The sequence below is a fragment of the Neobacillus sp. SAB-20_R2A genome (assembly GCF_049568635.1).
GTDB classification, from domain to species: Bacteria; Bacillota; Bacilli; order Bacillales; family Cytobacillaceae; genus Neobacillus; species Neobacillus citreus.
Genome location: NZ_CP145895.1, coordinates 3,243,807 through 3,269,506, shown reverse-complemented (window position 1 = coordinate 3,269,506; position 25,700 = coordinate 3,243,807). Strand labels below are relative to the sequence as shown.

Sequence of the window (25,700 nt, the reverse complement as noted above, 5' to 3'; positions counted from 1 at the left end):
CTATATCGAATTTGATTAAACTACCTTAAGCTTAGACAATCTCATACTCAACCACATTGCGGTCGATGACTCTTGCCCCTTTTGAGGAAACATATCTTCCGCTGGAAGACGTAAATACATCCGCTGCAATAATCTGTTCCATTGACTGTTTAACAGCCGCCTCATCAATCGGCTCTTTCGGATTATCTACTGCAATACGGGCAGTCTTCCCAAATTCAGTGCCAAACATTAATTCCAATGTTTTTGCCATTCTCTTTCACCTCCTTCCTTCGAGATAGGGGCAGTTCTTTTGCTTCAATTTTAACGGATTGCTTGATTGTTAGATTGGAAGCTCCGTTGATTTATAGCTGAAATCAGCTTTTAAATCATGAGAACCGTCCCCGTGCATCACTCAAATTACGCAGTTAATTCAGTGCTGTCGCTGCGCTCGGTTTTGTTGAGCGGGTAGTTGCATAATGCAGAAATGGCTAGTGCAACCTGGAATAACTGGTCAGCAGTTGACTCCTTTTTGATGTTGTTAAACGTTTTGGTTTTTACGATTGGGTTTCCTTGCTCATCAAGATCAACCTGAAACGACAACCGTAGCTTTGAACCTTCTAATAATGCTTGTGCCATTGTTGTTCACCTCCTTTCACCACTTATTTAGGGTTTTTTAGGCAAAAAGGACAGGGTTAGAAAAAAATTTTTTTCATGGAGACGGTTCTCATGTACCGCTAATCCTACTGTTTTTGAAATATAAATTTATTAAACTAATGATTATGGTAAAATAATCCTATAGTAAGTAAATCAAATAGGATATATAGAAGAGGATTAATGGGGTGTAAAAATGCCAATTTATAATAAACTGGTCCGCGATAAAATACCAGAAATTATTGGGAGCACAGGCAAGAAATGTTCTTGTAAAGTATTAAATGATGATGAATATATAAAGGCACTTCAAAAGAAATGCTATGAGGAACTCGATGAGTATGTATCTAGCGCAACAAACACTGAGGCATTGGAAGAGTTAGCTGATTTGTTAGAGATTTTTCATTCCCTTGCTGAATATCATGGATTTTCCATAGAACAAATCGAGGAAATTCGGAAAAAAAGCTGGAACAGCGTGGCGGATTTAAAGATAGAATATTTTTAATTAACATCGAAGATAAATAGGTTAAAGCAAAAGAGCAGCAGGTGACAATATAATGAGTCATAAATTACAAGTGGGAGAAATGAAAGCCGCTTATTTAACAGATAAAGTTTTTTAGCTTGAATCTAAGGATTTAATCGAAATACGGAAGACCCTTCTAGGATTACCTCGAGATTTAATATTATAATGATTAAAAAAAGACTGTTTATAAATTGAAAATCAGTCTTTTTTAACAGAAACTACATATGAACAATTTTTATACTATTAATTAAAATTTTCTTTAAAAGTAACCGTGTTATCCATCAATCTCCTACGCGCTCCTTCCCGCCATTGCTTTACCGCAGATACCGTTACACTTTCCCGTTCGGCAATTTCCCTGACGGATAGGTCATTAATGAGAGTGTACTGAAGCCATTTCCGTTGATTTGGGGTTAACATTTCCAAACAGGATGATAATATATCTTTTTCTAAAGAGGGGTCTTGCCGGCAGTCAGGTGCCACCTCCCAGAATTCCTCCTCCGGACAAAAACTCTTTTCCTGTATTTTTGCCATTTTATTAAGTTCCATCAGCAGCTTGCCTCTAATATATGAATAAGCATAGTTTGTGAAATTCCCTTTATCCGGATTGAATCGTTGGCTGGCCTCCCATAAGGAAATGAGGCCAAGCTGGTAAAATTCCTCCAGGTCTGTGTATAGATGAAGAGAGTGAATGATCTTGTGGATCATCGGCTGGTATTGTTCTGCTAACTGTTCAAAGCTTTCCAACGCTAGGTCCTTTCAGGAAAGCGAGCTTTGCCATTGTATTCCCGGGTATCTTTACCATAGCGGGAATTCCTAATTTCAGCGAATCCACTCATTTCTAATTTGGTGCCGAATTACCCCCTCAAAATGGCAAAATCTACTGTATTATTTCTAATTTGGAGCTGATTTTAAGAAGTTTCGACTAAAACTATATAAATTGAAATTGGGGAAGGTTCTCAAAGGGTATTTTTTGATCCAGAACAGATTCCTTACATAAGAAGATAATACAATGAGCTGGTTCATTCGAGATGAATACAAAAATTGTTGAGTTTCCTCCGTTGGAAACCAAAAAGGAATTAATCGTGAGAAAGGCACCATCCAATTATTGGATGGTGCCTAAGATAATAATAAATTGTAAATTGAAGTAGTTATGTAGAGGAAGTAATAATAAAATAAAGTAGAGAACGATCCCCCTGGTCACCCTCTGTTACTTGTCGTATCGATAAAATGTGCCGGAGGTCGTGCACAATAACTCGCCTTCTTCATTGCGTACGTCCGCTTCCATGAATGAAATTTTATAGCCATCCTTCTTATAACGAGACGTTGCAATCAATTTTCCGGATTTCGTTGCTTTAAAAAAAGAGGTCTTCAATTCTAGCGATACATAAGGTACGTCCTTCAGCCGAAAGTTTAAATGACCCATCGCTGTGTCGGCGAGAAAGGTAAAGATGCCACCGTGCACGATCCCAGCCGGGTTATACATAATGTCAGTTACCGGACACGTAATGGTACATGTTTTCGCCTCATCATCATAATCAAACTCAAACTGCAACATATTGAACATAAATATACTTTCCGGTTTGATGGCGCTTGTATCATAGGCCTGCTCCATATGTGCCATAAATTCTTGCTTGTTCACCGATAATTCCCCCATTGTTAAAATTTCTCCCTTTTAATAATATCATATTTTTCGGAATTCTTAGACTACATTACCGAATTTAAGTAAATTAGGTAATTCGTTTGTGATTGTAATAGTAAATATATTTTCTAGTGCACACGTTGCAATATAATAAAAGGCCGGCGGGTCAGCCTCCCAGCATGCAAAAGTTTTAACGTGCTACAGGTTTGACCCTAAATTGTGTCTACTTGGTAGAACTTCTCCTTCAGTTACACCAAATTTGGTAGATGTAAATTTCCTAATTCTGCTAGAATATAAATAAATCTTAATTATTTCAAATGCGCTCTTTTAAAGCGCCTCGACACCTGCCATAAAGGCCGGAACAAGTTTAAGATTACGATCAATGAATTATTTTAAGCGGGTGAAACTAATAATGCTAAATCTTACATACTTTCAGTCACTATTTAACGAGGACAACACGGAAATTCGCTGCCGGAAGGTGCTGGACGAAATTTCCCCGGTTGTGAAACCAGTTTTTCAACAATTTGTTGAAAGAATCGGGATACAGCTCGGGAATGAATACATAATCAGAAGCTATGATACGACACTTACTACTACCTATCATGATGCCCGTAATCCAACGTATGCTGAGAAGAAAAAGGAATCTGATATTGGCCGGAAACACTATATTAAACTGAATCGGAAAGTGGATGACAAGGAGTATAATTTCCTCACCCTTGAACTTGATGGGATCAGCAAAATGCTGATGATTCATTCTGAACTGAATTTCATTCCGTTTTGGGCATGGGTTCGGAACGAAAAAATTCAAGATGTCCTAGAGGCGATTCCGTCCGATTATTCTATTTTTACGGGGTGGAAGGAAAAGTCGGTGATCCCCAAAGAGGAGTTTGTTCCGTTTGTCAAAAGCTGTATTAAACCACGGAAACGGCCTAACTTTGAAATTGGAACAAGTCTGCCATTGGAAGGGAACATGGAAGAGGAATCCCTGATTGCCGAGCTTGTGTCCGCTTGGGAAAAGCTTGGCCCATTTCGGAGTTTTTATAACGAAGAAATTGATGTTTCAACTCGAGCATATGATGCCCTGTTGCTCCTGGCCGCTACCCGAAACATTAAGGAAACCCAGTTGCTTGGCCGTTCCTATACTATCGATATAGGGCCATTGGAAGATCAAAAACAGGGAAAACGCCAGGCTTTTTATATTTATGATGGTGAGCAGTTGCTAACAAAGGGGTTTATCAGCTACCTTGACTATCATGATAAGAACTCGCCACTTCAGACGATTATCGTCCAGCTGGAGGGCCATAATCATATTTTCACAAGTTCTAGAGAAATAATTGGAGACGGAACAAAAGAATGGTGGATTACCAAGTTATTCGCGTCACAAATCGCGGATAACACAAAGGTGATGGCCAATGCGATGCGACTGTTGAATGAGCATCATATTCAGGTTAAAGGAAGTTCCTATTATGTCGGAAGCTTCAATAATGAATCGCAGTCATTTGTGGAAGGGGTCGAAAAGGTCAAGAAAACGTTTATCGATGCTGCTCTAATCTTCCATCATGTTAAAGGAAAACTGGAATTGCCGTCTGATGCCCCAACTGTCAAAACAGGAGAAGAGGACGATCCCGAGACGGAACCAGGTTTGGAACCGAACTTTACGTTCAGTGAAATCATCAACATGATTTCTAACAGTCAATTTACGTTTTCCGATGACATTATTCGTGATTTACATTTGAATTTGACTGCTTTGGATGATAAGCATTTTGTTCTGTTAAGCGGGATTTCCGGAACAGGGAAAACCCAGCTTTGCCGCTTATATGCCAATGCCGTTTATGGTCTGGAATATGAGAGTGAGAATCCGTATTTTACGATTATTCCAGTGCGTCCGGACTGGACGGATGCGACTGCTCTGTTCGGTTATTATAGTTCCTTTGAAAAACGCTATGTCAAAACGGAGTTCCTTCAGGTTCTCCTGAATGCGTTAAAAGAACGGGATAAGCCTCATTTTATTTTATTAGATGAAATGAACTTGGCCCGTGTGGAATATTACTTGAGCGATTATCTAAGTGCGGTTGAATCGCGCAAGGAAATTCCGATGCATCAAGATGATCAGATTACCGATATTCCGAAGAAAATGGTGATTCCGCCGAATGTCTATGTGTTGGGAACCATAAATGTCGACGAAACCACCCATTCCATCTCAGATAAAGTCTTGGACCGAGCCTTTGTCATGACACTATCCGATGTTGATTTTGATTCGTATTGGGAACGGGTCGACCAAGATCTGAAAGCTGCGCTTGCGAACGAGTTTACGATTTTACGGGAATTGCATCGCATGTTATCCTTTTATGAGCTGCATTTTGGCTATCGTTCGATGGGGGAAATGCTGCAAAAGCTATATGCCAATCATCAGCTTCCTGAAGAGTATCAACTGGATTCGCTGGAGGCATTGGATCGGGTGATCTCTGAAAAGGTATTAACTAAAGTCCGTGGGGATGAGCGGATTTCTGATATGCTGGCGAATTTGGAGGAATGGCTGACCATGAATATTGGTGCTGCTTCTATCTCACTTCAGCACGTGAAACGAATGAAAGAGGAGTTAGAGTATTATGGTGCAACCCAATTCTGGCGCTAATCTTCTTGAGCTTTTTGATAAGCAGCAAGGCTGGATTCCGTTTTTTGATGCGTATCTTAGAGAAGCGACTGAATATAAGCTGCGTTTTAACGGTACACAAATGGATGTGAGGTTTCAAGGTATTCCGGTACCATTTTTTCAAAAAGAGGGGAAAGGCTTCGCCACGTTCCTGACGCCATTTCAATCTGGCTCCGGTCGGGTTTTTATAAACGGTAAAGAATTTGAGACCTTTGTTTATCCGGACGACAGGAAACTGACGGAAGAACAGTTCAGCCTAATGCTGGAAGAAATCCTGTCGGAGGCGAATAGCTGCTTCCAGCTCAGCGGGTTGACGACCCACGTCAATGCATCTGGCCGAAACCGTGATATCACTTGGACACAATGGAGTTATTTGGATCGATTCTTTCATCAGTTGAAGCACATTTTTTCAAAAATTGAAAAGCAGCCGCTCCGTCGTTTGGACAAGTATACGATGATGATGAAACGGGAAAAGGTCCAGCATTCGGAACAGGTTACTTTAAGGTGGTTGGATCTGCAGGGGCACAGTAATGAAATTCCTGGTACTGTCCAGAGCGTAAAGACGTTAGAAACGCGAAATCTATACGAAAATCAAGTGCTAAAGCAGCAGTTACAGGATTTGTATCGGCTCCTCCGCAAGTACGAAGTGGTTGAACATGAAGAGGTTGCGGGCAAAGCGTTGAGATATAAAGGGATTGTTCAGCGTTGGCTGAACAGTGCGTTTATGAACGAAGTCACGGCAAACCAAGGCCCTTATACGATTACGCAAAAATTTCGAAAGCATCCCGTTTACCGCTTGTGGTATCAATGGTTTGACCAACTTTATAAGCATAACCGTGAGGGCATCGGCTTTGATTACCCGATTTCATTAAAAGACACCTTTCAATTGTATGAAATGTGGTGCTTTATGAAAGTAGTCAGGATTCTGAGGGAAGCGGGCCTTGTAGTCGATTCTGCTGGTTTGTATAAGTTGACGAAGGATGGCATTTTTCTGAATCTGGCCGAGAATAAGGAAAGCAAAATTCAGTTGCGGGGCGGTGTGAGCCTGTACTATCAACGTGCTTATCAATACAACTCGCCAACTTTCCATACATACACACAAAAAATGATTCCGGATATTGTTCTGGAAGGGGAAAACGGCCTAATTGTGTTTGACCCGAAATATCGGGTTCCGGACAATCTGGGTACGGCACTGGGTGAAATGCATAAATATCGCGATGGCATTCTCAAGCGGGATACTGGTGAGCGAGCCGTTCAGGAGGTTTATATTCTGACACCTACAACAGATGAAATGTCGGAAGGGATGAGATATTTCCACCACGATTACCATGATCGGTATAGTATGGGAGCCATTCGGGTGATGCCTGGGGAAGAGGATGAATTTTTCAAAAAGAAGATGGTAGAAAGTTTCTTCCGGTTGGCAAGGTGACACGTGTATCAAGAAATTCTTAGAAACAGAGTCCCTCAATTTGATATAGAAGAATTAACAGAGGATTAGACTAATCAAAATATTTTGCTTTTCAGGTCGTATATTCGGGTCAGTGCCTACGTTAGATAAAGTATTAACCGATGGAAATCTGACCTGAAATTTCACTATTTCTGTGCTATATCGAGTCTTAATGCTAGGAGAGAAGAAAATGAACGAATTACAGGTTTTCAGTGAACTACATAAATTTTTAAATGGGTTAGGTGAAATGACTTACACGCTTCCGGCAAAAAGTTTATCGTTAGGATATACACCTCAGCGTTTTGGCAGAAGATATTCTAAGTTTGCCACCTTATATGGTGAGAAACGATACAACTGTTTGATTCTGCATGTTGACCCAGGCAATCCGGAATCTATGAAAGGAAAAATTATTCAAAAAGAGATTCAAGAACTTTTACATTTTGAGATCAAGGAATTGAGAAGCTTTGCCTTAAAAAAACATGAGGTGTTCATACCTTTTGAAATAATTGACACTAAAGAAAAATTAGAGCAATTAAAAGATATCGTAAGTAAACAGTATAAGATTTTTGTAAGCAGATGAAGTGTGGATTTTCATCATTTATACGATTCTGGCAACTATATGATATCAGGTTAGGTAGAATTACTCGAATTACTCAATTATAATTTGGAGCAAATTCGGGGTTGAAAAAAGGTAGCATACTCCCCCAAACTCATCGTCACCTGCATGAATTTGGGGGAGTATGCTAACCGCTATCTTCATAGTAAATTGGTACGAATCTTTGTTCATTTTAAATACAAATTGGTTGGATAAGCCCCGCTAAAACAGGCTATACAACGACTGCTAGTATCTGCAAGATCTACATCAACGGCCTCTAATAACCCTTCGGTGCTTAAAAATGCTAATGAATCTGCTCCGATCACTTGTCCCATTGCTTTTTCATGTTCATGCTTATTTGCAAAAAGCTCTTCTTTTGTTGGCATATCCACACCATAAAAACAAGGGTTTTTAACCATTGGTGATGTGATTCTTACATGGACTTCCTTTGCTCCTGCCTGGCGAATCAACTGGACAATCCGCTAATACGAGATTTGACACATTCCACTTTACGAGAAAGGGGTATTTTAGTTTTTAAAACAATTAATGTCAGATTTGAAAATAAATCAGGTCCGTAGTTTTTAGAATTCTATTAAATTTTTCATATTATATAATCCTGGTTCTTTTCCTTTTAAGAAAATGGCTGCGTTAACCGCCCCAACAGCAAATACTTCTTTAGAAGCTGCATGATGAGAAAGAGTTATGACTTCATCCCGGCCGGCAAAAATAATATCGTGTTCTCCAACGATCGTGCCCCCGCGAATAGCATGAAGGCCGATTTCTTTCTTTGTTCTTTTTTCACGAACGCTGTGCCGGTCGTATGTATAAGAATATTGATGATTTAATTCTTCGTTAATCGAATCAGCAAGCATAAGTGCGGTGCCTGAAGGGGCATCAATCTTTTGGTTATGATGTTTTTCAACGATTTCTATATCAAACTGATCACCTAAAACAGAAACCGCTTTTTTAGCTAGCTCGGCGATCAAATTTACACCAATAGACATATTTGCAGTGAAGAATAGAGGGATTTCTTTTGCAGCTCTATGGATCTTTTCAACTTCTTCTTTGCTATATCCAGTTGTTGCAATAACGAGTGCCACTCTGTTAGTGAGACAATAATCAAGTAATTCATCAAGAACGGATGGGTGAGAAAAATCAATAATGACATCCGGTTCAATTGAAAGAGCAGAGAGCTGTTTAGGAGTCGACACCACCGGAAAATCAGTGGAATCTTCTGTGTTCTTGTCAATTCCCGCCACAACCTTACTGTCGTCTCTAGTAGAAATGATATTATAAATCACTTTTCCCATTTTACCTGAACTGCCACAAATTATAATATTAGCCAAAATCATTCATTCCTTCCAACAGTTGATAGTTTGTTTTTATTTTACCAATAATTTTCTTTTGCCGACAGCTAATTTTTCTATATCTCTTGTGACAGATGTTTAGCCATATGAATCCTCCTGAAAGCGGTTTACCTTATTATTTTAGCTTACTATTTTGATAATTGATAACAAAATAACTTCCATAGAAAAAGGCTCTAGCAGGAGGACGGAGATGGGGCAGTCTGACTCTAATTTTCAATTTTTAGATGAATGGGGGAGTGGCTGTGACTTGAGAGGCTTGCGATTTGTTGTTTGAAAAAAATGTTATTTAGCTAATATTTTAGTAGAATGAAAGTATGATGCTGTAATTAACCGAATCTTTGAATGGGGGATTTATATGAAAGAATTTGATGAAATACAAGTAACGAAAAAAGTACTGAAATCTATTACTTGTAACAGGTGTGGAAAGTCTAAAAAAATTACTGACTTCGGCTTCGAACAAGATGAATTTCATTCTTTAAATTTAACATTTGGATATGAATCAATGTATGATGAACAAAGATGGAAATTTGATCTTTGCGAAAGCTGCCTGGTTGACTTTGTAAAAACTTTCAAACATGCTCCCGACATCTTTGAAGACTAGTGTTTGCTAGAAAAAACAATCCACCCTTGAGTTAGAAACTCTGGTGGATATTTTTTCGTGTAATTTAATCAGAGACATTAAAGAGAATGATTATTTGCAATCTCCCTCGTTAGCTCTATTTAGAATAACTTCACCAAATGTTCCCTATTAATCGAACTATCATTCTTGGTATAAACATTAAGATGTTCCAAACCACTTCAAATATAAACTCAATTAGGGTATCTTTAAAAAAGCCGTCTCTATTTCTTTTTTTATTTTTCATCTTCTAACTCCCAATTAATCAATGGTGTTGAACTATTCTGACTCGGATTAACAAATTCAATCATTTAAATAAATTCTACTTTTATTTTCTTTTTCCTCCATTCAGCTATTCTGCCACGTTAGCGGAACAAGAAAAAGAGCCGCCACCGCAGCCCCTGGTTGAACTCTTGCTCCCGTTAGTTTAAGTGTACCACTTCACAAAGTTAAATCGATTTTAACATATATACATTGAAACTTTTCTTACTCACAATTCATTTTATATCATATAGAGTACCTCCCAGAACAAAAGGTACCCTATACACACGAATCATTGAACTCCTTGTTATTCTTTTGCGCTAAACTCTAAAATATTTAAACCCTCAGATGCCTCTGGTGCTTCAAAAAATTTAGTAACATGAATAAACACCGCTTCCGTGTCAAAAGCTGCTCTTTCGGGTTGTTCGTTACGCCTTTGTGCAATTTGACGTAAGCATTGCTCGTTATTTAGATTAAGGAAAATTAGTTGATGGTTTGCATTGACCTCTGACGCAATATCCAAAAACCACTTTCGCAGTTTTTGAGTGTTAGCTGGAAAATCCATTACTACATCTGTACCGACACTTAATATGTTTTGGACATGCTTTTTCACCAACGGCTTGATCTGCGCTGAGAATTTTAGATAGTCCTCAAATGATGCAATCTGATTGGGATAAAGAGATGATAGCCATTCATCCTCAGACAACAGTACCGCATGTTTATCTATCGCCAATTGTTTTGATTTAGTTGATTTTCCAGCTCCCATTTTTCCGCAGAAAAAGTATAGCGTCCCCAATTGTTTCATATTTTTTAACCCTCCGCGCTTATTTTAGTTTAAACTTTTCACTTCGTTTAGTTCCCGTAGACATTTTCCTCTTATTAATATTTAGATGTAAGATTTATATCCAATTCACTTATTCTACCAATTTCGTTTATATTCCTTCTTTAACAAGCCTGCCCGTTACTTCAATAAGAAACAGCATTACCGTTGTTCCTGTAATGCACCCGTTTGTTTAAGTGTAAAACTTCATTGTCCTGGTTTTTAAAAAACAATCCCTTGTCAATCCAGATGCTCCGTTAGTTAATATTAATTAATTAATTAATTAACTATTTATGTTGTCGTCATTTGTAATTGCATAAATTAAGTGGTTTTCCCAAGAACCATTTATATTAAGGTAATTTATTGCCAATCCTTCTTTTCTAAATCCATTCTTTTCAAGCACTCGAATAGATGCTATATTCTTTTGCATAACGGCAGCCTGAATTCTGTGGAGATTTAAATCCTCAAAGGCAATTTTTATGATTAAAGAAACTGCTTCAGAAGTATACCCCGTACCATTATGGTCTTTGTCTAAATAATAGCCAAGATTCGCATTCTGAAAAGGTCCGCGAACAATGCCTGATAAAGTAATCCTACCAATTAGTTGTTCGGAAGTTTCTAAGAAAATACCATATGTATAAGTTTTGTCGTTTTCTACGTCAGATTTAAATAAGCATATTTCCTTTAATTGTCCTTCAAAGGTATAGTGTGAATCAGGTTTTATTGGTTCAAATGATCGAAAGAAATCACGATTTCGACTTCGAAGTTCAAGTAATTGCTCTACGTCACCTTCTTCTAAATACCTTAAATACACCTTATTATTCCTCATTTTATCACCCTTTTTATATTAAGAGTTTGCTTTTCTTTGTTCAACTAAACCGCCGTTAATTTAAGTAAAATTCCTCACAATTTTCACTCAATATTGCAACATAAATATCCAGTTATTAAGTGGAAAACTGTCTGTCATTCAGTGTTATACTCTTGGTCATTCAGTGGTAAAAGCTTTGTCAAGGATGGTACTTTTAATTGGCTGTAATCAAAGAGAATTATAGTAATCTCTATAGAAAACCTTTACATCTTTCATAGCCTTTCCTATCGTGTAAGGATGACTAAGATGGATGGGCCTGCCTCATTTTAGAGGTGGGTTTTTTATTTTTAAAGAAAGTGTATGACCTTCTAGAGTTAAGTGTATATTTTTAAAAATTCAAAATATATATATTTTGTATATGAAATATAATTTTTTACATATGGAAACTCGAATATATTTTTAAATGAACACGCTGGTGATCGGTACTCTAATTGCGTTGAAGAAAGTAATGGTATAGAAATATTGTTGTTATAAATAAAAACAACGGAGGTCGAACATGAAAGGGGATGAAAGTGGATTGAAAACGAAAAAAATAAGTAATGAAAAGTATGTTGTGCCAGCTATTGATAATGCAGTAAAAATACTTGAATACCTAATGGAAGAAAGTCCTAAAGGTAAATCTGTATCCGAAATTTCCAATGCTGTTGCCTTAAATCCGAGTACTAGTTTTCGAATTTTGCATTCACTCCTAAAATTCAATATGGTTTCCTACTCAGAAAAAGATAAAGCATTTAAATTAGGTTTTTTTCTAACGCTTTTGGGTCAAAAGGCCTCAGATTTAATTGATTTACAAAAAGTGCAGGTATTTCTTGAAAAGGCATCTCTACTAACCAATCAAACCTGTATTTTTTCACAAAGATATGGCGATGATAACGTAATTTATTTAGCAAAACAGGAAAGCACAAAAGACTTTCGAATTAATGTAAATTTAGGTCAAATTCGGCCAATGACAACGACATCTACCGGAAAATGCTTTTTAGCCTTTTTAAATGAGGAGGAGGTAGATTCAATCATAGATTACACCGGAGGTCTTAAGAAAGTTACGGAATATACGGTTGATTCAATTCCAAAATTAAAAGATCAGCTGCGTGTGATTAGAAGTAACGGGTATGCTATAGCTTCTCAGGAGACTTTTTTAGGGGTAAGTGGGGTTGCTGCCCCAGTATTTGATGCAAATAATGATATTCGCTATGTTTTATCAACACATTGTTTTTATTCTCAAGTATCTGATGAAGAACTTCATACGTATGGAAGAATTTTAAAAGATATAGCTCATCAAATATCTACCACAATATTTTAAGGAAAGCATGTACCAAGATGGCTTGGGTTAAGATTTATTGAAAATATTTCTAACTTTCAAAATAAATTTAAGGTGGTTTTTTTAATGGGAAACGAACATTTATTAGTAAAAGTTGAAAATGGCATCATGAAGTTAACTTTAAATCGTCCCGATTCTTTGAATGCATTCAGTTATGAAATGAAGCAAGGCATAATGGATGCACTGAAAGAAGCAAGAAATAATGATGATGTCCGAGTTGTGACGATTCAAGGCGCTGGGCGTGCGTTCAGTGCAGGTGGGGATGTAAAAAGCTTTCATAAGCTTGGAGGAACGAGTGTTTATGATGCTTTATATCATACGAACGAATTAGTTATGGCAATTCGTTCATTTGAGAAACCAGTTATTGCGCTTGTCCACGGCTACGCGGCTGGAGCTGCCTTTAACTACGCTCTCTCATGTGACATGATCATTGCCGCTGAAGGCAGTAAATTTATTATGAGCTTTACAAAAATTGGCCTTGTAACTGATGGAGGAGGATCATACTTCCTACCTCGTATCGTAGGTGCGCAGCGGGCAAAGGAACTGCTTTTCAGCGCAGAACCAATCGATGCCAAGCAAGCGTTCGAATGGGGCATTGTAAATCGAGTATTTCAAGCTGATGAATTTGAAGAAAAAGCGATGGAGTTTGTTAGTAAATATGCAAACGGTCCAAGCAAAGCCTACGAAATGACGAAGAAGCTAGTGAATCAGTCCTTCGTTTCCGACTTAGATGAGATGTTAGAATTGGAACGGTTAAGCCAAGTGATTATGATGCAGACAGAGGATTATAAGGAAGGCATCGCGGCATTTAAAGAGAAACGTGAAGCGAAATATATAGGGAGGTAACTAATTATTAGATTAGTATATTTTTAATATTAAGGGGGATTGTGGAGTGAACAAAGTAACGCAAGTACCTTATCTCGCGATTGCTGTAAAAGACCTTGAAGAAGCATCACGTTTCTTCGGGGAAAAGTTTGGCGGTGTCATTTCAGAAATCGGTGGTGCGCCGTTCGAATCGTATCGGGACGTTGTGGTTCAAATAGGTGATTTTCATTTGTATCTTATGGAGCCCACATCTGAAGAAAGTGTGATTGCGAAATATATAGCGAAGCATGGAGAAGGCATTCACCATGTTTGCTTCTGTTATCCCAATTATAAAGAAGCTGTCGCAAAACTTAGGGAAGAGAATTTAAACATACTCGACAGAACGCATTTTTCATTTATCCATCCAAAGGATGCATACGGTGTCCTCATTGAATTGGCACCCGAGAATAATGAGCCAAGAGCTCAAAAAAGTTAAAATAACGAACCGAAAAGAAGTAGAGTAGATACTTGATGCCGCAAAACTGCCAAAAGGGGTAGCGAATCTAGCAACAGGCCCATCTTAGGAGATAGCTTCTACCTTTAATGATAGTTTTGCGGTCCGTAAATTAACTTTTACTGGTTCAACTGAAGCGGGGATTTAATTGATCTTTATCTAAAGTTTTATTACAAATTGATGGTGCATTGAATCACGATGGCAAAGTTATGACTATATGCGCTAGTACGATTCACTAAGATGACAGGCCAAAAGTAAGGTAAGCCAGTCGTTTGGAGCGTTCAGATCAACGTTTAGGAGCTCTTCAATTTTTCTTATTCGATGGTATAAAGTATTGGGATGAATGTGTAACTGCTCCGCTGTAATAGAAGTAGACCGATTGGCAGTAATATAAGTTTTTAATGTCATTTCCAAATCGCTGGATTTAGCCTTAGGAGATTGGAGAGGAGACAATACCTCCTGAATAAATTGCTCAATATCTTTTGTTTGTTGATTCAAAAATAACCTGTTTATCCCAATGTTTTCATATTTTAAGAATCCCGGTATGCCTCGCCCCGTTAAGTACATTAACGATTTACTCGCCTCTTCGGAACTCTTCATCACGTATTCAAGACCTGTGTAAAGTCTTCCGATTCCGCATTGAAGGAGTGTGGTATCATGATTACTCCAATATTTCACAGCAGCATTCATTTTTTGGATTAGATTTTCCCGTTGAGCCTCGTTTTTTGCATGCAGGATAATGGTTATTTTATCGTGAAAACCAAACAAAAGGATGTCTGTATGCCCAAGTTCCTTATGAAGAGTTGAAATCAACCTCCTTAAGGAAACTTCTCTTTTCTTCATATCTTGTCCTAATTCGTTTACCTGCAGATATGTAACAAATAGGGGTTTTTCTGGCGAAAGCTTAAATTCTCTGCATCTTGCTGTAAGTAGATTAGGGTCTCGATACTGCAATAGCTCGTTGAAAAATTCATAGCTTCTTTTATAGTACATATCTGTTAAGGAATAGGTATTGACCATCATTAAGGCAACCAAAGCTCCTCCTTGCTCTAACACAATTTGGTCCAAGGGCTTCAGTGGCCGGTGCAACTCCACAACAAAGTAGCCGATAGAATTTCCTTCATTGACAACCGGATGGAAATAAAAAGGAGCTTCGTTCTCCCCAGTTATGGTCCAAGAATCCACGCGATTCTCCCAGTAGAAGGATAGTGGAAAATCCGAAGATGCTAATGGCTTGGGAGTGATAGGATACCATTCATTTTTGGTTAAATCGTAAAGGTAAACAGGGAGGCCGATTAAACGTTCAGCCGTTTTGATCACTGCTATCAAATCAGTGTCCTTTAATAAGAGTTTTGTAAAGATATCATGTATTTGATTACGTTTAATCAGATGTTCATTCGTTTCACGCAGCTCAGAGAAAAGTCTAGCATTCGTGATGGCAATGGCTGCTTGGTCGGCAAACCCCTGTAAACGGCGTAAATCTTCTTTGTTTAGCTTTCGTTTCTTTTTTATTTGATGAACAATCATCACTCCGAGTTTTACGTCATTCATCCTAACTGGTACAGCCATTGTAGTAATATTGGCAACCAATTCAGATGGATGGAGTGAATTCATCAAATTTGTGTAATTTTCCTCTTGTAAATTGCTTATAGCCTCACTCGCCTGGTCCTGATTATAAATACAGCCAGTTCCTTCCATGAATACCTTTCCTGCAATCCCTTCGCCGATATCCGTTTTGAATTCATTAATAGATTGATTTAGGCCAATGCTTGCTTTTGGGGTGAGCTTTTGTGTCTCGGGATCATAGAGAGTTAAAAAACCAGTATCTACCGCAGGTATGGCGATTAAGGCATTGTGCATGATATTGTGCAGCAGTTCATCCAAATCAAGCGTGGAGGTAAGTGTATTTAGGCCTTTAAGCCAAGAATCATGCTCTTGCCAATGGCGGTTGACGGACTGACGAAGCAATACATAACGAGCTTGTAATACAAAATGATCGCATTCCATCTGAGAAAGCTGTCTGTTTAAATGAATTTTGGCACGGACTGAAATGGATTCAGGAGATTCCGTCTCAAATATAAATAATTGGCTTCCAGTATGTGTGTCATAACAAGTTTGATAGGTTTGGTTTATTTGGGGTGATGATTCAGCCCATTTTGCAGATTGAAAAATGGGCTCCACTTCCTCACTAGAAGGGGTTCCACAAATAAGAACCCAATCGTCAGAGGAATCCAGAATCCAGACATGATAGGATGAAGAGTTTAACAACTTTGAACTAACTTCCATAGAAAATCCTCCAAAAATGAAAGTAATCTTGGGACGACTGTGCTGTTCTCTTCATTATCCTATAAATTGTGTATATCCACAATGAAATTCTGAATTCATTGTGAATTGCGACAATGACAAAGTTATAATATTTTTTGTAAAATTTAAATAAGTTAGAAAATAATAAAAGGGGTGGGTTGTAATGGGGAGTAAAGTCAAGTCTCCGAATAGCAAAATGATTTTAACGATTCTTTTTTTCGGTTGGATAATATCTTATATTGATCGGACTGCAATTAGCTTTGCGCTTGTCCAAATTGGAAAAGACCTATCGTTAGATGCATCCAAATTAGGAATGATCCTTAGCAGTTTTTTCATTGGTTATGCTTTGATGCAGATTCCAGGGGGATGGCTTGCCGACCGCTTTGGGTCACGAAAAGTCATTGTTATAGCTGTCTTATTCTGGTCATTATTTACAGCTCTTACAGGACTGGCCTGGTCACTAGTTTCCTTGATTGTCATCCGATTGTTGTTTGGAATTGGGGAAGGCGGGTATCCTTCCGCCAGCACAAAGGCAATTGCTGATTATTTCCCTGCTGACCAAAGAACAAAAGCCCAGTCAACCATGATGTCCTCAAATATGATAGGCGGTGCTGTTGCAGCCATTATATGTGGTCCTTTGCTCGCCCTGCTTGGGTGGCGCCCTGTCTTTTATCTCATTTCTTTGCTAGGCGTAGTTATTGTGGTTTGGTTCCTCTTCGCCACCAAAAATCATGGAATCATTGCAAACCAAGAGAATTCCAAAAAAATAGGTAAATCGAGTAAAGGAGAGTACAAGCAACTCCTTCGGAATTCTTATCTATGGAAAGTGCTATTTATCTTTTTCTTTATGAATATCGCAAGCTGGGGCCTCATGTCATGGATGCCTTCTTACCTGTTGCAGGTATATGGCATCAATCTGAGCTCTGCCGGACTCCTCACTGCCATCCCTGCTGTTTTCGCGATGACGGGTATGCTCATCAGCGGACGGATTATCCACCGTTTTGGCTCTTATGCAAAATTTGGTGTTATTACTGGTATGTTAATCCTGACAATCGTCCTTTTTCTTATGTCATCTGCCACGAGCCTTACTCTCATCATAGTATATCAGTCTGTGGCTTTTACATTTGTTTCATTTGTTTTTAGCTTTGTCTTCACACTTCCGCATCGCATCATGAAACCACAGGTAGTTGCTTCTGCCTTCGGTATGATCAATTTCGGTGGACAAGCAGCAGGTATTGCTTCCCCTGCGATTATGGGATTTCTTATTAATGCATCAGGCGGGTCCTACAAAAGCGCGTTCTTGTTTCTGACGGTGTCCTGCCTTTTGGCGACAGTGATTGCCATATTTCTGCCATCACCAAAACGTCATGAACAAATAGCAAGTAATGTAAGTGCGAATGTTGTGAGCAAGCCAATTTAACAGTTCTTTGTTACACAGATTAAAAAGAAGGGAGAAGAGCAGAAATGGCTAAAGCAGATATTATTAATTGGCTTAATAAAAATGAAGCCAATTATACGGAAATATCCAAACAAATTTGGGACCACCCCGAAGTGGGCTATACGGAAAGCTTTGCATCTTCATTGCAAATGAAAGCGCTTGAGGAAGCTGGTTTTAAGGTCTCCACAGGAATAGGAGAGATCCCAACCGCTTTTATAGCGGAATACGGAAAGGGAAAACCGGTTATTGGTATTCTTGGTGAATTTGATGCGCTTCCTGGATTATCACAACAAGTAAGTACCACTTATTCACCCGTTGTTGCAAATGGACCGGGTCATGGCTGTGGTCATAACCTGCTGGGAACAGCCGGGGTAGAAGCGGTTATTGCTTTAAAGGAACAAATGGAGGCAGAGGTACTGCCAGGGACCATTCGTTATTATGGCTGTCCGGCAGAGGAATTGTTGTCAGGAAAAACCTTTATGGCACGAGATGGGGTTTTTGATGATTTGGATTGTGCCCTGACATGGCATCCAGGGACTTCAAATATGACAGCCAATTTCCGGATGCAGGCACTTACTGCTATTGAGTTTTATTTTTCCGGAAGAACTGCACATGCTGGTGCAGCTCCACATCTGGGCAGAAGTGCGTTAGATGCAGTGGAGCTGATGAATGTGGGCGCAAACTATTTACGAGAGCATGTCCCAGACGGTACTCGAATCCACTATCAGATTACAAACGGCGGAATGGCCCCAAATGTTGTACCTGATTCCGCCAGTGTCTACTACTTCTTACGGGGTGTGGACCGAAATCAGGTGGAAGACTTGGAGGCTCGATTGATAAAAGTCGCACAGGGAGCAGCCATGATGACCGAGACCTCGGTACGTTGGGAAATCAAGGCTGGCTGTTATGATACGCTGCCAAACAAAACCCTAAATGAACTTATGTTCGCCCAAGCGGAAATAGGAGGAAAGCTGGCATTTACGGAAGAAGAGGAAAAATTCGCCAAAGAACTTTGCCTGACCATTAACTCGGCTGAATTAGCGGCTGCCAAACAACAATCATTGATGATTGGCGGTGACGGAATCACTGATCTAGATGCACAGTTTTACCACAATCCAAATTACTTTGGGACCACTGTTGGTGGATCGACGGATGTGGGGGATGTATCGTGGATTGTCCCGGTCGGTTCGATTATGACTACCTGTGCTCCACTTGGAGTAAATCTCCATACATGGCAGGCTACTGCATCGTTTGGTTCGTCCATTGGGATGAAGGGGATGCATCTCGCAGCAAAAGTAATGGCCTTAACCGCCTACGAACTTCTGCTTAATCAAGATGGTACAATAGAAAAAGCGAAAGCTGAATTTATGAATAGTAAAAAAGGCAGAGATTATATACCTGGCATTCCAGCTGATGTAAAGCCTCCTGTACAAAAGAATAATACAGATCCCGTTTCAACACGTTAAGGAAATTTTTGATTTATTAACAAATATTTAGTTGATTTTCAAGGTTCAGTCCCCGATTAATTTTCATAAGAAGGGGACTGACCTTTTTTGTGCCCACCCTATATGTTAATGGTGGGGGCGTGGGGATTGACCCATCGTGCCCTAATCACTGAGCGCTATACTCAATGAATTTAGTCAACCACCCTTTTAAAAACTGCTTAATTTAAATAATCATTAGGATTATAAGTTTAAAGCAGTACAAATGAAGCATTTTGGGGATGATGTAATAGTTTGAATTTAGAGGTCATTCTTTTTTCCAGGTGTTTTGATTTTTTTCAAAATGAGGTCCGTTGCTTTTTTGGGGTGTAAACGATATAGGAAGTCCATGATTTTTGCATCGTTTCCTGCTAATACCCGGTATTTATTGTTTTCCATCCCATTAATAATGATCGCAGCCGCTTCCTTTGGACTGAGCATCTTATAGGAATGGTTGTCAGTTCCTTCGAATTCTATTTTCGCATTTTGGACTAGGTTGGTGTCGACTGCACCCGGAAAGACGATGGTTACGCCCACATTGGTATCTCTAAGCTCTAAATGCAGGCCTTCCGTTAACATTTTGACGGCTCCTTTTGAAGCGGAGTAAATCGATTGAAGTGGCACCGGAAGAAATCCACCCATGCTTGATACATTGGTAATGTGCGCTTCTGGTCGAATTAAAAGGTAGGGCAAGAACGATTTGCACATATAGAGCACCCCATAAAAGTTTACATCCATGACTTTTTGAATATGATCATAATCAAGATCGTTGAGGGTTTTAAACTGTTGAAGAATTCCGGCATTATTAATGATTCCATCTATGCAGCCATGAGCCGCGATGATCTCTTCTGGAAGTTTTTCTACATTCTCTCTGTTAGCTACATCAGCCATGTGTATCGAAATCTTATCGCCGTATAAAGTAGCGAATGATTTTATTTCCTCTAGCCCGTTTTTGTGAATGATGGCAGCGACTTTAGCTCCTTTTTCCAGGAGTTGGAGGACGAGCTCTCTCCCAATCCCACCACCAGCACCTGTTACGACGATCACTTTATTGTATACTTTCATCCTATTCCCCCGTATTTTTGTTATGAAAAATTACCTATTCATGATATGTGAGTAAAGTGGATGAAATTCTTCTTTTATTTGTAGAAAGTGACGACCCGTTCCTGCATCGTCATACGATACGTAACTGGGCAAAAATCATTGACACAAAACGAAGACTAATGATATTGTAAAGTTTTGATAAATAATACAGAATGTGGTATAATAATAAAGGTAACAAATATTGAATGATTAGTTTCTTAAGTTTGTCTTTCCATCGTTATCCAGTTGCTTATATATTTAATGCGCCTCTTTATTTCCTCATAATCGATTATTTCATATTTTCTCCGCATAAATCGATATTTTCTAAATAAGTTAATTAAAGTAATTTTTTGTTTTTACAATCCTGATTCATACTGGCACGGTCAAGGAGCCGTAAGGATGAAAGAGAGGTAGGGCTTTCATTGTTTTAGGGTCAGGAAAGCAGGTTTTTGACAAAATGGAGGGATTACTTTTGAACAAAACAAAATTAATAAATGAAGTTTCAGCGAAGTCGGAGCTGTCTAGGAAAGATGCAGAAACAGCTGTGGAGGCTGTATTCGATATAATTACTCAATCACTAGTTAGCGGAGATTCTTTTGCACTTTCAGGGTTTGGTAAATTTGAAGTTTGTCAACGTGAAGCTCGTACTCGTATCGACCCTAAAACGGGGGAAGAATCGATCATTCAAGCTGGCAAAGTTCCGGTTTTCCGGGCAAGTAAGTCATTAATACAGCAAATATAAGTTTAAGGGTGATCCCAATTTAAGATGTGCCATGTGTTACGAAGATCAGCATTTGTTCCTTAAACTTCCCTTCTTGGATGGCTTCACATTAATAATATACTGAATAAACTTTCATCTATCTAGGTAATAATATAATCATATTTACACAATAGGAGGCAGCAATATTGGAAAAAGGTAAAGTAAAATGGTTTAACAGCGAAAAAGGTTTTGGATTCATCGAACGTGAAGGTGGAGAAGACGTATTCGTTCATTTTTCAGCGATCCAAGGTGAAGGCTATAAATCTTTAGAAGAAGGTCAAGAAGTTACATTTGACGTAGAGCAGGGTCAACGTGGACCACAAGCTTCAAACGTTCACAAAGCTTAATAATAAGAAGAACGAATAAATAACAGCCTCTTTATGAGTCTGTTATTTATTTTTCAAAGGAGTTTTGATATGACAACATTTCATGAAATGGGTATTCGTGAGCCCATTCAAAGAGCGATTACAGATATGGGATTCGAAGAAGCATCTCCTATTCAAGAGAAAGCCATTCCCATAGCTTTGACGGGTAAGGACATTATTGGACAAGCGCAAACAGGTACCGGAAAGACGGCTGCCTTCGCAATACCGATCTTGGAGAAAGTGGATACGAGTAAAAAATATGTTCAAGCGATTGCCATTGCACCTACAAGAGAATTAGCTATTCAGGTTTCAGAAGAGATCAATCGACTGGCGAAATACATGGGCATAACCTCTCTCCCGATTTATGGAGGGCAGTCGATAGATCGCCAAATTAAGGCATTAAAAAAGGGGCCCCACATTATTACGGGAACACCCGGAAGACTTTTGGACCATATTCAACGGAAGACGCTAAAGTTAGACCGCATCTCTATGGTGATATTGGATGAAGCGGATGAAATGTTAGATATGGGCTTTCTCGAGGATATCGAACGAATTCTCAAAGAGACCCCTGAAGAAAAACAAACCTTGCTGTTCTCCGCAACCATGCCAAAACCAATTCAAAATCTTGCGGAAAAGTTTATGAGGGATCCAGAGCTCATAAAGATGAAAGCCAAGGAAGTTACCGCTCCAACTGTTAAGCAAATTTATTATGAGGTTAATGAACGGGATAAATTTGATGTTCTTTGCCGTCTGCTAGACGTGGATAACCCTGAATTAGCGGTGATTTTTGGAAGAACAAAAAGACGCGTGGATGAATTAAGTGATGCATTGAATAAAAGAGGATATCTTGCTGATGGATTGCACGGAGATTTAAATCAACGACAGCGAGATGTTGTGATGAATAAATTTCGTGAGGTTAACATTGATATATTAGTTGCGACCGATGTGGCTGCGAGGGGAATTGATGTTTCAGGGGTTACCCACGTCTACAATTTTGATATTCCTCAAGACCCGGAAAGTTATGTTCACCGAATCGGCAGAACGGGGAGAGCTGGGAAGACGGGGTTAGCTATCACATTTGCTACACCAAGGGAAACCGGACAGATCCGCAGTATTGAAAAAGCCTCGAAAGGAAATATCCAGCGCAAATCAATACCGACGGTAGCGGAGGCAAGGGAGTCAATACAGCAAGCCGCAGTAGAAAAGATGATTCAATTGGTTGAAGAGGAGCAGTCCACGCAGTTTAAACGCGCAGCAGGCGAATTGCTCGATCAGTACGATTCTATCGCGTTAGTTTCAGTTGCCTTGAAATTGTTGTCAAAGGAACAGAGGGATGTTCCTGTTCAGTTAACTTCCGAGACACCGCGATATGCCAGTAAGCCTAAAACAAAAGTCCAAGAGAAATCAAGGAAAAACACTAAAGGGAATATGGAATTTAGGGGGAAAGGGGGAAATAGCAATCGTAAGAAAACGTCCATGTCCTCTCGAAAAAAGAAAGCATAATAAAATGAATACGGGAAGGATATTCTCGATGCATTAATACATCAATAAATACAAAGAAGGGATAGCTTAATTGCTATCCCTTAAATTCTCTATCGACTCCCGTTAAATAAATTTGTTGTCTGTTTTTATTCTTCGTCGCTTTTGTACTCCAAAATATCACCTGGCTGACAATCCAAAGTCTTACATATCGCTTCTAATGTTGAAAAGCGAACCGCTTTTGCTTTCCCATTTTTCAGAATGGAAAGATTCGCCATCGTAATTCCAACCCTCTCCGAAAGCTCCGTTACGCTCATTTTTCGTTTTGCTAACATCACATCAATATTAATAATAATTGCCATATCACACACCTCAGATTGTCAAATCATTTTCTGATTTTATGTTAATCGCTTCTTGTAGAAGCCGTTGGAGGATCGCCGCAAAAACGGCGATAACCAACGAAGCAAAAATGATGAATAGTCCCAGTAATCCAATAGGAGGGTCAACTTTCCTCGCTATAAAATGAAAGAGTGGCATACCTAATACATATAAACCACTGATTGTAATCGCACAGTACTTTATGTTCTTTAATGCCTTTACAGATAATTCCGAGAACGCTGTGTTCTTGTCAATGTACCGTAAAAGATTGAAAGCCTGATAGAGAGCAAAGTAAAAAGGCACAGCCGCTCCATACATCACGATGTAAACGAGATATTTCATCGGGGCAATATTTGGATACATTTTTGCTGCAAAATTCGCCATAGGGGGCACTAAAAATATACATAAAGCAAGAACTGGTAGTCCTATTATAAAAACAGCAATTTTTAAAAACAATGTTGTGACTTCTCTCAAAATAAACACCTCACTAATTTAATTATAAAATGACTTTAACACGTAATTTATTGATTTACAATAAATTATTACCGTCATTTATTATATTATTATTGTTATAAAATATTCTAAATGCTTATTTCTTTTCGCACTTGGAATTAGTAGGCTGTAATTAAAACGTATTGGAACATCATTTTCCTAAAGGATAAAAAAATTTTATGGTAGTGTATAAATAATCAATATTTTTTTTATTCGATAAATTATGATAATTTTTATGTAACGCTTTAATAAGCTTATTAAGTTGTGAAAAAGTAACATAGAGGAGACGGGGATAGAAGATGAAAAGTGGGAGGGAATTGTCATGAGTAGAACAACGGGGCTTAACATTGCAAATCGTATGGACCGTTTACCTATTTCTTCGATTCATAAGAGAGTTATTTTTGCTTTAGCGGTTGCTTATTTTTTTGAATTTGCGGATTTGAATACGTTTTCATATGCAGCACCTGCATTAATGAAACAGTGGGATTTGCCAATGAATGTTATTGCAACCATAAATTCCAGTGCCTTTTTCGGAATGTTTTTGGGGGCTACCATAGGCGGCTGGCTCGGCGATAAAGCAGGAAGAAAGAAAGCTATTATGATTGGACTAGTCCTATTATCTGTATTTTCTGGGTTGAATGCGCTCGCTTGGGATGTTTGGTCACTCTCCATTTTCAGATTTGTAACAGGGATGGCTGCTTCAGCTTTATTGGTGAATGCGAATACTTACATAATTGAAATCTTCCCAAAAGCTGTTCGTGGTAAGTATCAAGCATTAGCAGTAGGACTTGGTATTACAGGTATCCCAATTACGGGTTATGTTGCTAGTTTGGTAGTTCCTATGGCGGACTTTGGCTGGAGACTTGTATTTGTATGGGGAGCGTTGGGAATCTTCGCTTTATTCGGTATCGTAAAATTGTTTGAAATACCACGTTGGTATGAAATGAAGGGACAGGTAAGTAAAGCGAAAGCAACCATTGAACAAATTGAAAAAATGGTTGCAAGTGAAAAAGGTCCTTTAGCTATACCAGATCCTGAAGTTTCCATTGCTCGAGTCACTACAGGTAAAATGTCTGATGTTTTCAAGGGAATTTACCGTAAACGTACAACCATTCTAATTGCAGTGTGGATTCTTCAAACAATCGCTTTCTATGGATTTGGATCATGGGTTCCAACCCTATTGGTAAATCAAGGAATTGATATCTCGCGTACCTTACTTTATAGCACATTAATTACCTTGGGTGCTCCATTAGGCGCATTTACGGGTGCCATGATTTCGGACCGCTTTGAGAGAAAAACAAATATTATTGCTGCCTGTTTCTTCCTTGCAATTGCTGTGTTTTTATTCGGGGCCACATTAAATCCTGTAATGATCGTTATCTTTGGTTTCCTTATTAACTATATCGAAAGAACCTTCTCATCCAATCTATATACGTATACTTCAGAACTTTATGGAACAGAAGTGCGTTCTTTTGGACAAGGATTAACATATGGTATCGGCCGTGCATCCAATATTATCGGACCATTTATTATTAGTTTTGTATACACCGGATTTGGATACTTAAATGTATTTATTCTTATATCACTTGTTTGGGTTTTAACAGCTGCAGCTATATTCTTTGGTCCACGTACTTCTAAGAGAAGTCTTGAAGAAATCAACGGGACACAATTGATTAAAAAATTCTCACAATCATCTAACTTATAGATTGAAAAAATGGCACCCTAAGGGGTGTCGTTTCCATTTACAGTTATAAATAGTAGGTTTTTTCCGGGTTTCTCGAAATCCGGGTTGGAGAAGCTAAACTAGTTTTAGCTTCTTTCTTGTCTTAACCTTTTTTATTTCCCTCATAATCTATCATAAAATAATT

At 38.7% G+C, this 25,700-nt stretch carries 25 protein-coding genes and 1 pseudogene; 14 read left to right on the top strand and 12 right to left on the bottom strand.

The genetic code is table 11. The features are described from left to right. Window positions 1–31: 31 nt before the first annotated feature. Together V5M37_RS15925 and V5M37_RS15920 are read right to left on the bottom strand one after the other, a co-directional pair. Window positions 32–250, bottom strand: coding sequence for a DUF2922 domain-containing protein (locus V5M37_RS15925; protein ID WP_423798157.1), 219 nt, complete (start codon window positions 248–250; stop codon window positions 32–34). A 146-nt stretch (window positions 251–396) separates the two neighbouring features. Then, window positions 397–615: a DUF1659 domain-containing protein gene (locus tag V5M37_RS15920; protein ID WP_423798156.1), complete on the bottom strand. Its 219-nt coding sequence runs from the start codon at window positions 613–615 to the stop codon at window positions 397–399. 211 nt (window positions 616–826) lie between these two features. Between V5M37_RS15920 and V5M37_RS15915 the strand changes: the two are divergent. Continuing rightward, window positions 827–1,152 (top strand): annotated as a pseudogene (locus tag V5M37_RS15915) (nucleoside triphosphate pyrophosphohydrolase). 241 nt (window positions 1,153–1,393) lie between these two features. Here the strand turns inward: V5M37_RS15915 and V5M37_RS15910 are convergent. Together V5M37_RS15910 and V5M37_RS15905 are read right to left on the bottom strand one after the other, a co-directional pair. Further along, window positions 1,394–1,894, bottom strand: a complete 501-nt coding sequence (locus V5M37_RS15910; RefSeq protein WP_423798155.1) for a sigma-70 family RNA polymerase sigma factor — start codon at window positions 1,892–1,894, stop codon at window positions 1,394–1,396. Between the two features lie 463 nt (window positions 1,895–2,357). Next, window positions 2,358–2,804 (bottom strand): PaaI family thioesterase, encoded by a 447-nt coding sequence (locus V5M37_RS15905; protein WP_423798154.1) that lies wholly within the window; start codon window positions 2,802–2,804, stop codon window positions 2,358–2,360. A 397-nt stretch (window positions 2,805–3,201) separates the two neighbouring features. On the opposite strand from V5M37_RS15905, the gene V5M37_RS15900 reads away from it, so the two are divergent. The 3 genes from V5M37_RS15900 (at window position 3,202) to V5M37_RS15890 (ending at window position 7,469) form a co-directional block, all read left to right on the top strand. Further along, a complete protein-coding gene (locus V5M37_RS15900; protein WP_423798153.1) occupies window positions 3,202–5,424 on the top strand; it encodes an McrB family protein in 2,223 nt (740 codons plus the stop codon). Next, on the top strand, window positions 5,399–6,871 hold the full coding sequence (locus tag V5M37_RS15895; protein WP_423798152.1) for a DUF2357 domain-containing protein: 1,473 nt from the start codon (window positions 5,399–5,401) through the stop codon (window positions 6,869–6,871). The genes V5M37_RS15900 and V5M37_RS15895 overlap by 26 nt, the downstream gene beginning before the upstream one ends. Window positions 6,872–7,079: 208 nt before the next feature. Next, window positions 7,080–7,469, top strand: a complete 390-nt coding sequence (locus V5M37_RS15890) for a hypothetical protein (protein WP_423798151.1) — start codon at window positions 7,080–7,082, stop codon at window positions 7,467–7,469. 203 nt (window positions 7,470–7,672) lie between these two features. Here the strand turns inward: V5M37_RS15890 and V5M37_RS15885 are convergent, their stop codons facing one another. Together V5M37_RS15885 and dapB are read right to left on the bottom strand one after the other, a co-directional pair. Next, window positions 7,673–7,954, bottom strand: coding sequence for a hypothetical protein (locus V5M37_RS15885; RefSeq protein WP_423798150.1), 282 nt, complete (start codon window positions 7,952–7,954; stop codon window positions 7,673–7,675). 111 nt (window positions 7,955–8,065) lie between these two features. Continuing rightward, a complete protein-coding gene (gene dapB, locus V5M37_RS15880; protein ID WP_423798149.1) occupies window positions 8,066–8,830 on the bottom strand; it encodes a 4-hydroxy-tetrahydrodipicolinate reductase in 765 nt (254 codons plus the stop codon). Between the two features lie 376 nt (window positions 8,831–9,206). Here dapB and V5M37_RS15875 point away from each other — a divergent pair, with 376 nt between their 5' ends. Next, window positions 9,207–9,452: a hypothetical protein gene (locus V5M37_RS15875; protein WP_423798148.1), complete on the top strand. Its 246-nt coding sequence runs from the start codon at window positions 9,207–9,209 to the stop codon at window positions 9,450–9,452. A 583-nt stretch (window positions 9,453–10,035) separates the two neighbouring features. Here the strand turns inward: V5M37_RS15875 and V5M37_RS15870 are convergent. Further along, window positions 10,036–10,533 carry an AAA family ATPase gene (locus V5M37_RS15870; RefSeq protein WP_423798147.1) on the bottom strand — a complete coding sequence of 166 codons (498 nt, stop codon included), beginning with the start codon at window positions 10,531–10,533 and terminating at the stop codon, window positions 10,036–10,038. A 298-nt stretch (window positions 10,534–10,831) separates the two neighbouring features. Next, window positions 10,832–11,377, bottom strand: a complete 546-nt coding sequence (locus V5M37_RS15865; RefSeq protein ID WP_423798146.1) for a GNAT family N-acetyltransferase — start codon at window positions 11,375–11,377, stop codon at window positions 10,832–10,834. Between the two features lie 535 nt (window positions 11,378–11,912). Here V5M37_RS15865 and V5M37_RS15860 point away from each other — a divergent pair. From V5M37_RS15860 to V5M37_RS15850, 3 genes are all read left to right on the top strand, one after another. Beyond that, window positions 11,913–12,716 carry an IclR family transcriptional regulator gene (locus V5M37_RS15860; protein WP_423798145.1) on the top strand — a complete coding sequence of 268 codons (804 nt, stop codon included), beginning with the start codon at window positions 11,913–11,915 and terminating at the stop codon, window positions 12,714–12,716. Window positions 12,717–12,800: 84 nt separating this feature from the next. After that, a complete protein-coding gene (locus V5M37_RS15855; RefSeq protein WP_423798144.1) occupies window positions 12,801–13,580 on the top strand; it encodes an enoyl-CoA hydratase/isomerase family protein in 780 nt (259 codons plus the stop codon). A 46-nt stretch (window positions 13,581–13,626) separates the two neighbouring features. Further along, window positions 13,627–14,034 (top strand): VOC family protein, encoded by a 408-nt coding sequence (locus V5M37_RS15850; RefSeq protein ID WP_423798143.1) that lies wholly within the window; start codon window positions 13,627–13,629, stop codon window positions 14,032–14,034. Between the two features lie 240 nt (window positions 14,035–14,274). On the opposite strand, the gene V5M37_RS15845 is transcribed toward V5M37_RS15850, so the two are convergent. Beyond that, window positions 14,275–16,338: a helix-turn-helix domain-containing protein gene (locus V5M37_RS15845; RefSeq protein WP_423798142.1), complete on the bottom strand. Its 2,064-nt coding sequence runs from the start codon at window positions 16,336–16,338 to the stop codon at window positions 14,275–14,277. Window positions 16,339–16,519: 181 nt separating this feature from the next. Here V5M37_RS15845 and V5M37_RS15840 point away from each other — a divergent pair, with 181 nt between their 5' ends. Together V5M37_RS15840 and V5M37_RS15835 are read left to right on the top strand one after the other, a co-directional pair. Next, complete coding sequence (locus tag V5M37_RS15840) at window positions 16,520–17,776, top strand: MFS transporter (RefSeq protein ID WP_423798141.1); 1,257 nt, start codon at window positions 16,520–16,522, stop codon at window positions 17,774–17,776. Window positions 17,777–17,820: 44 nt separating this feature from the next. Continuing rightward, window positions 17,821–19,260 (top strand): amidohydrolase, encoded by a 1,440-nt coding sequence (locus V5M37_RS15835; RefSeq protein ID WP_423798140.1) that lies wholly within the window; start codon window positions 17,821–17,823, stop codon window positions 19,258–19,260. Between the two features lie 276 nt (window positions 19,261–19,536). On the opposite strand, the gene V5M37_RS15830 is transcribed toward V5M37_RS15835, so the two are convergent. Beyond that, window positions 19,537–20,340 carry an SDR family NAD(P)-dependent oxidoreductase gene (locus V5M37_RS15830; protein ID WP_423798139.1) on the bottom strand — a complete coding sequence of 268 codons (804 nt, stop codon included), beginning with the start codon at window positions 20,338–20,340 and terminating at the stop codon, window positions 19,537–19,539. Window positions 20,341–20,830: 490 nt separating this feature from the next. On the opposite strand from V5M37_RS15830, the gene V5M37_RS15825 reads away from it, so the two are divergent. The 3 genes from V5M37_RS15825 to V5M37_RS15815 all read left to right on the top strand — a co-directional run bounded on the left by V5M37_RS15825 (window position 20,831) and on the right by V5M37_RS15815 (window position 22,986). Next, entirely contained in the window at window positions 20,831–21,100 is a 270-nt protein-coding gene (locus V5M37_RS15825) for an HU family DNA-binding protein (RefSeq protein ID WP_423798138.1), read from the top strand. A gap of 164 nt (window positions 21,101–21,264) precedes the next feature. After that, window positions 21,265–21,465: a cold-shock protein gene (locus V5M37_RS15820; RefSeq protein ID WP_213145849.1), complete on the top strand. Its 201-nt coding sequence runs from the start codon at window positions 21,265–21,267 to the stop codon at window positions 21,463–21,465. Between the two features lie 69 nt (window positions 21,466–21,534). Continuing rightward, a complete protein-coding gene (locus tag V5M37_RS15815) occupies window positions 21,535–22,986 on the top strand; it encodes a DEAD/DEAH box helicase (protein WP_423798137.1) in 1,452 nt (483 codons plus the stop codon). Window positions 22,987–23,111: 125 nt separating this feature from the next. On the opposite strand, the gene V5M37_RS15810 is transcribed toward V5M37_RS15815, so the two are convergent. Both V5M37_RS15810 and V5M37_RS15805 read right to left on the bottom strand, forming a co-directional pair. Beyond that, window positions 23,112–23,324: a helix-turn-helix domain-containing protein gene (locus tag V5M37_RS15810; RefSeq protein ID WP_423798136.1), complete on the bottom strand. Its 213-nt coding sequence runs from the start codon at window positions 23,322–23,324 to the stop codon at window positions 23,112–23,114. Between the two features lie 10 nt (window positions 23,325–23,334). Beyond that, a complete protein-coding gene (locus V5M37_RS15805; protein WP_423798135.1) occupies window positions 23,335–23,814 on the bottom strand; it encodes a DUF2975 domain-containing protein in 480 nt (159 codons plus the stop codon). A 340-nt stretch (window positions 23,815–24,154) separates the two neighbouring features. Between V5M37_RS15805 and V5M37_RS15800 the strand changes: the two genes are divergently transcribed. Next, entirely contained in the window at window positions 24,155–25,537 is a 1,383-nt protein-coding gene (locus tag V5M37_RS15800; RefSeq protein WP_423798134.1) for an MFS transporter, read from the top strand. The last annotated feature ends 163 nt before the right edge of the window (window positions 25,538–25,700 follow it).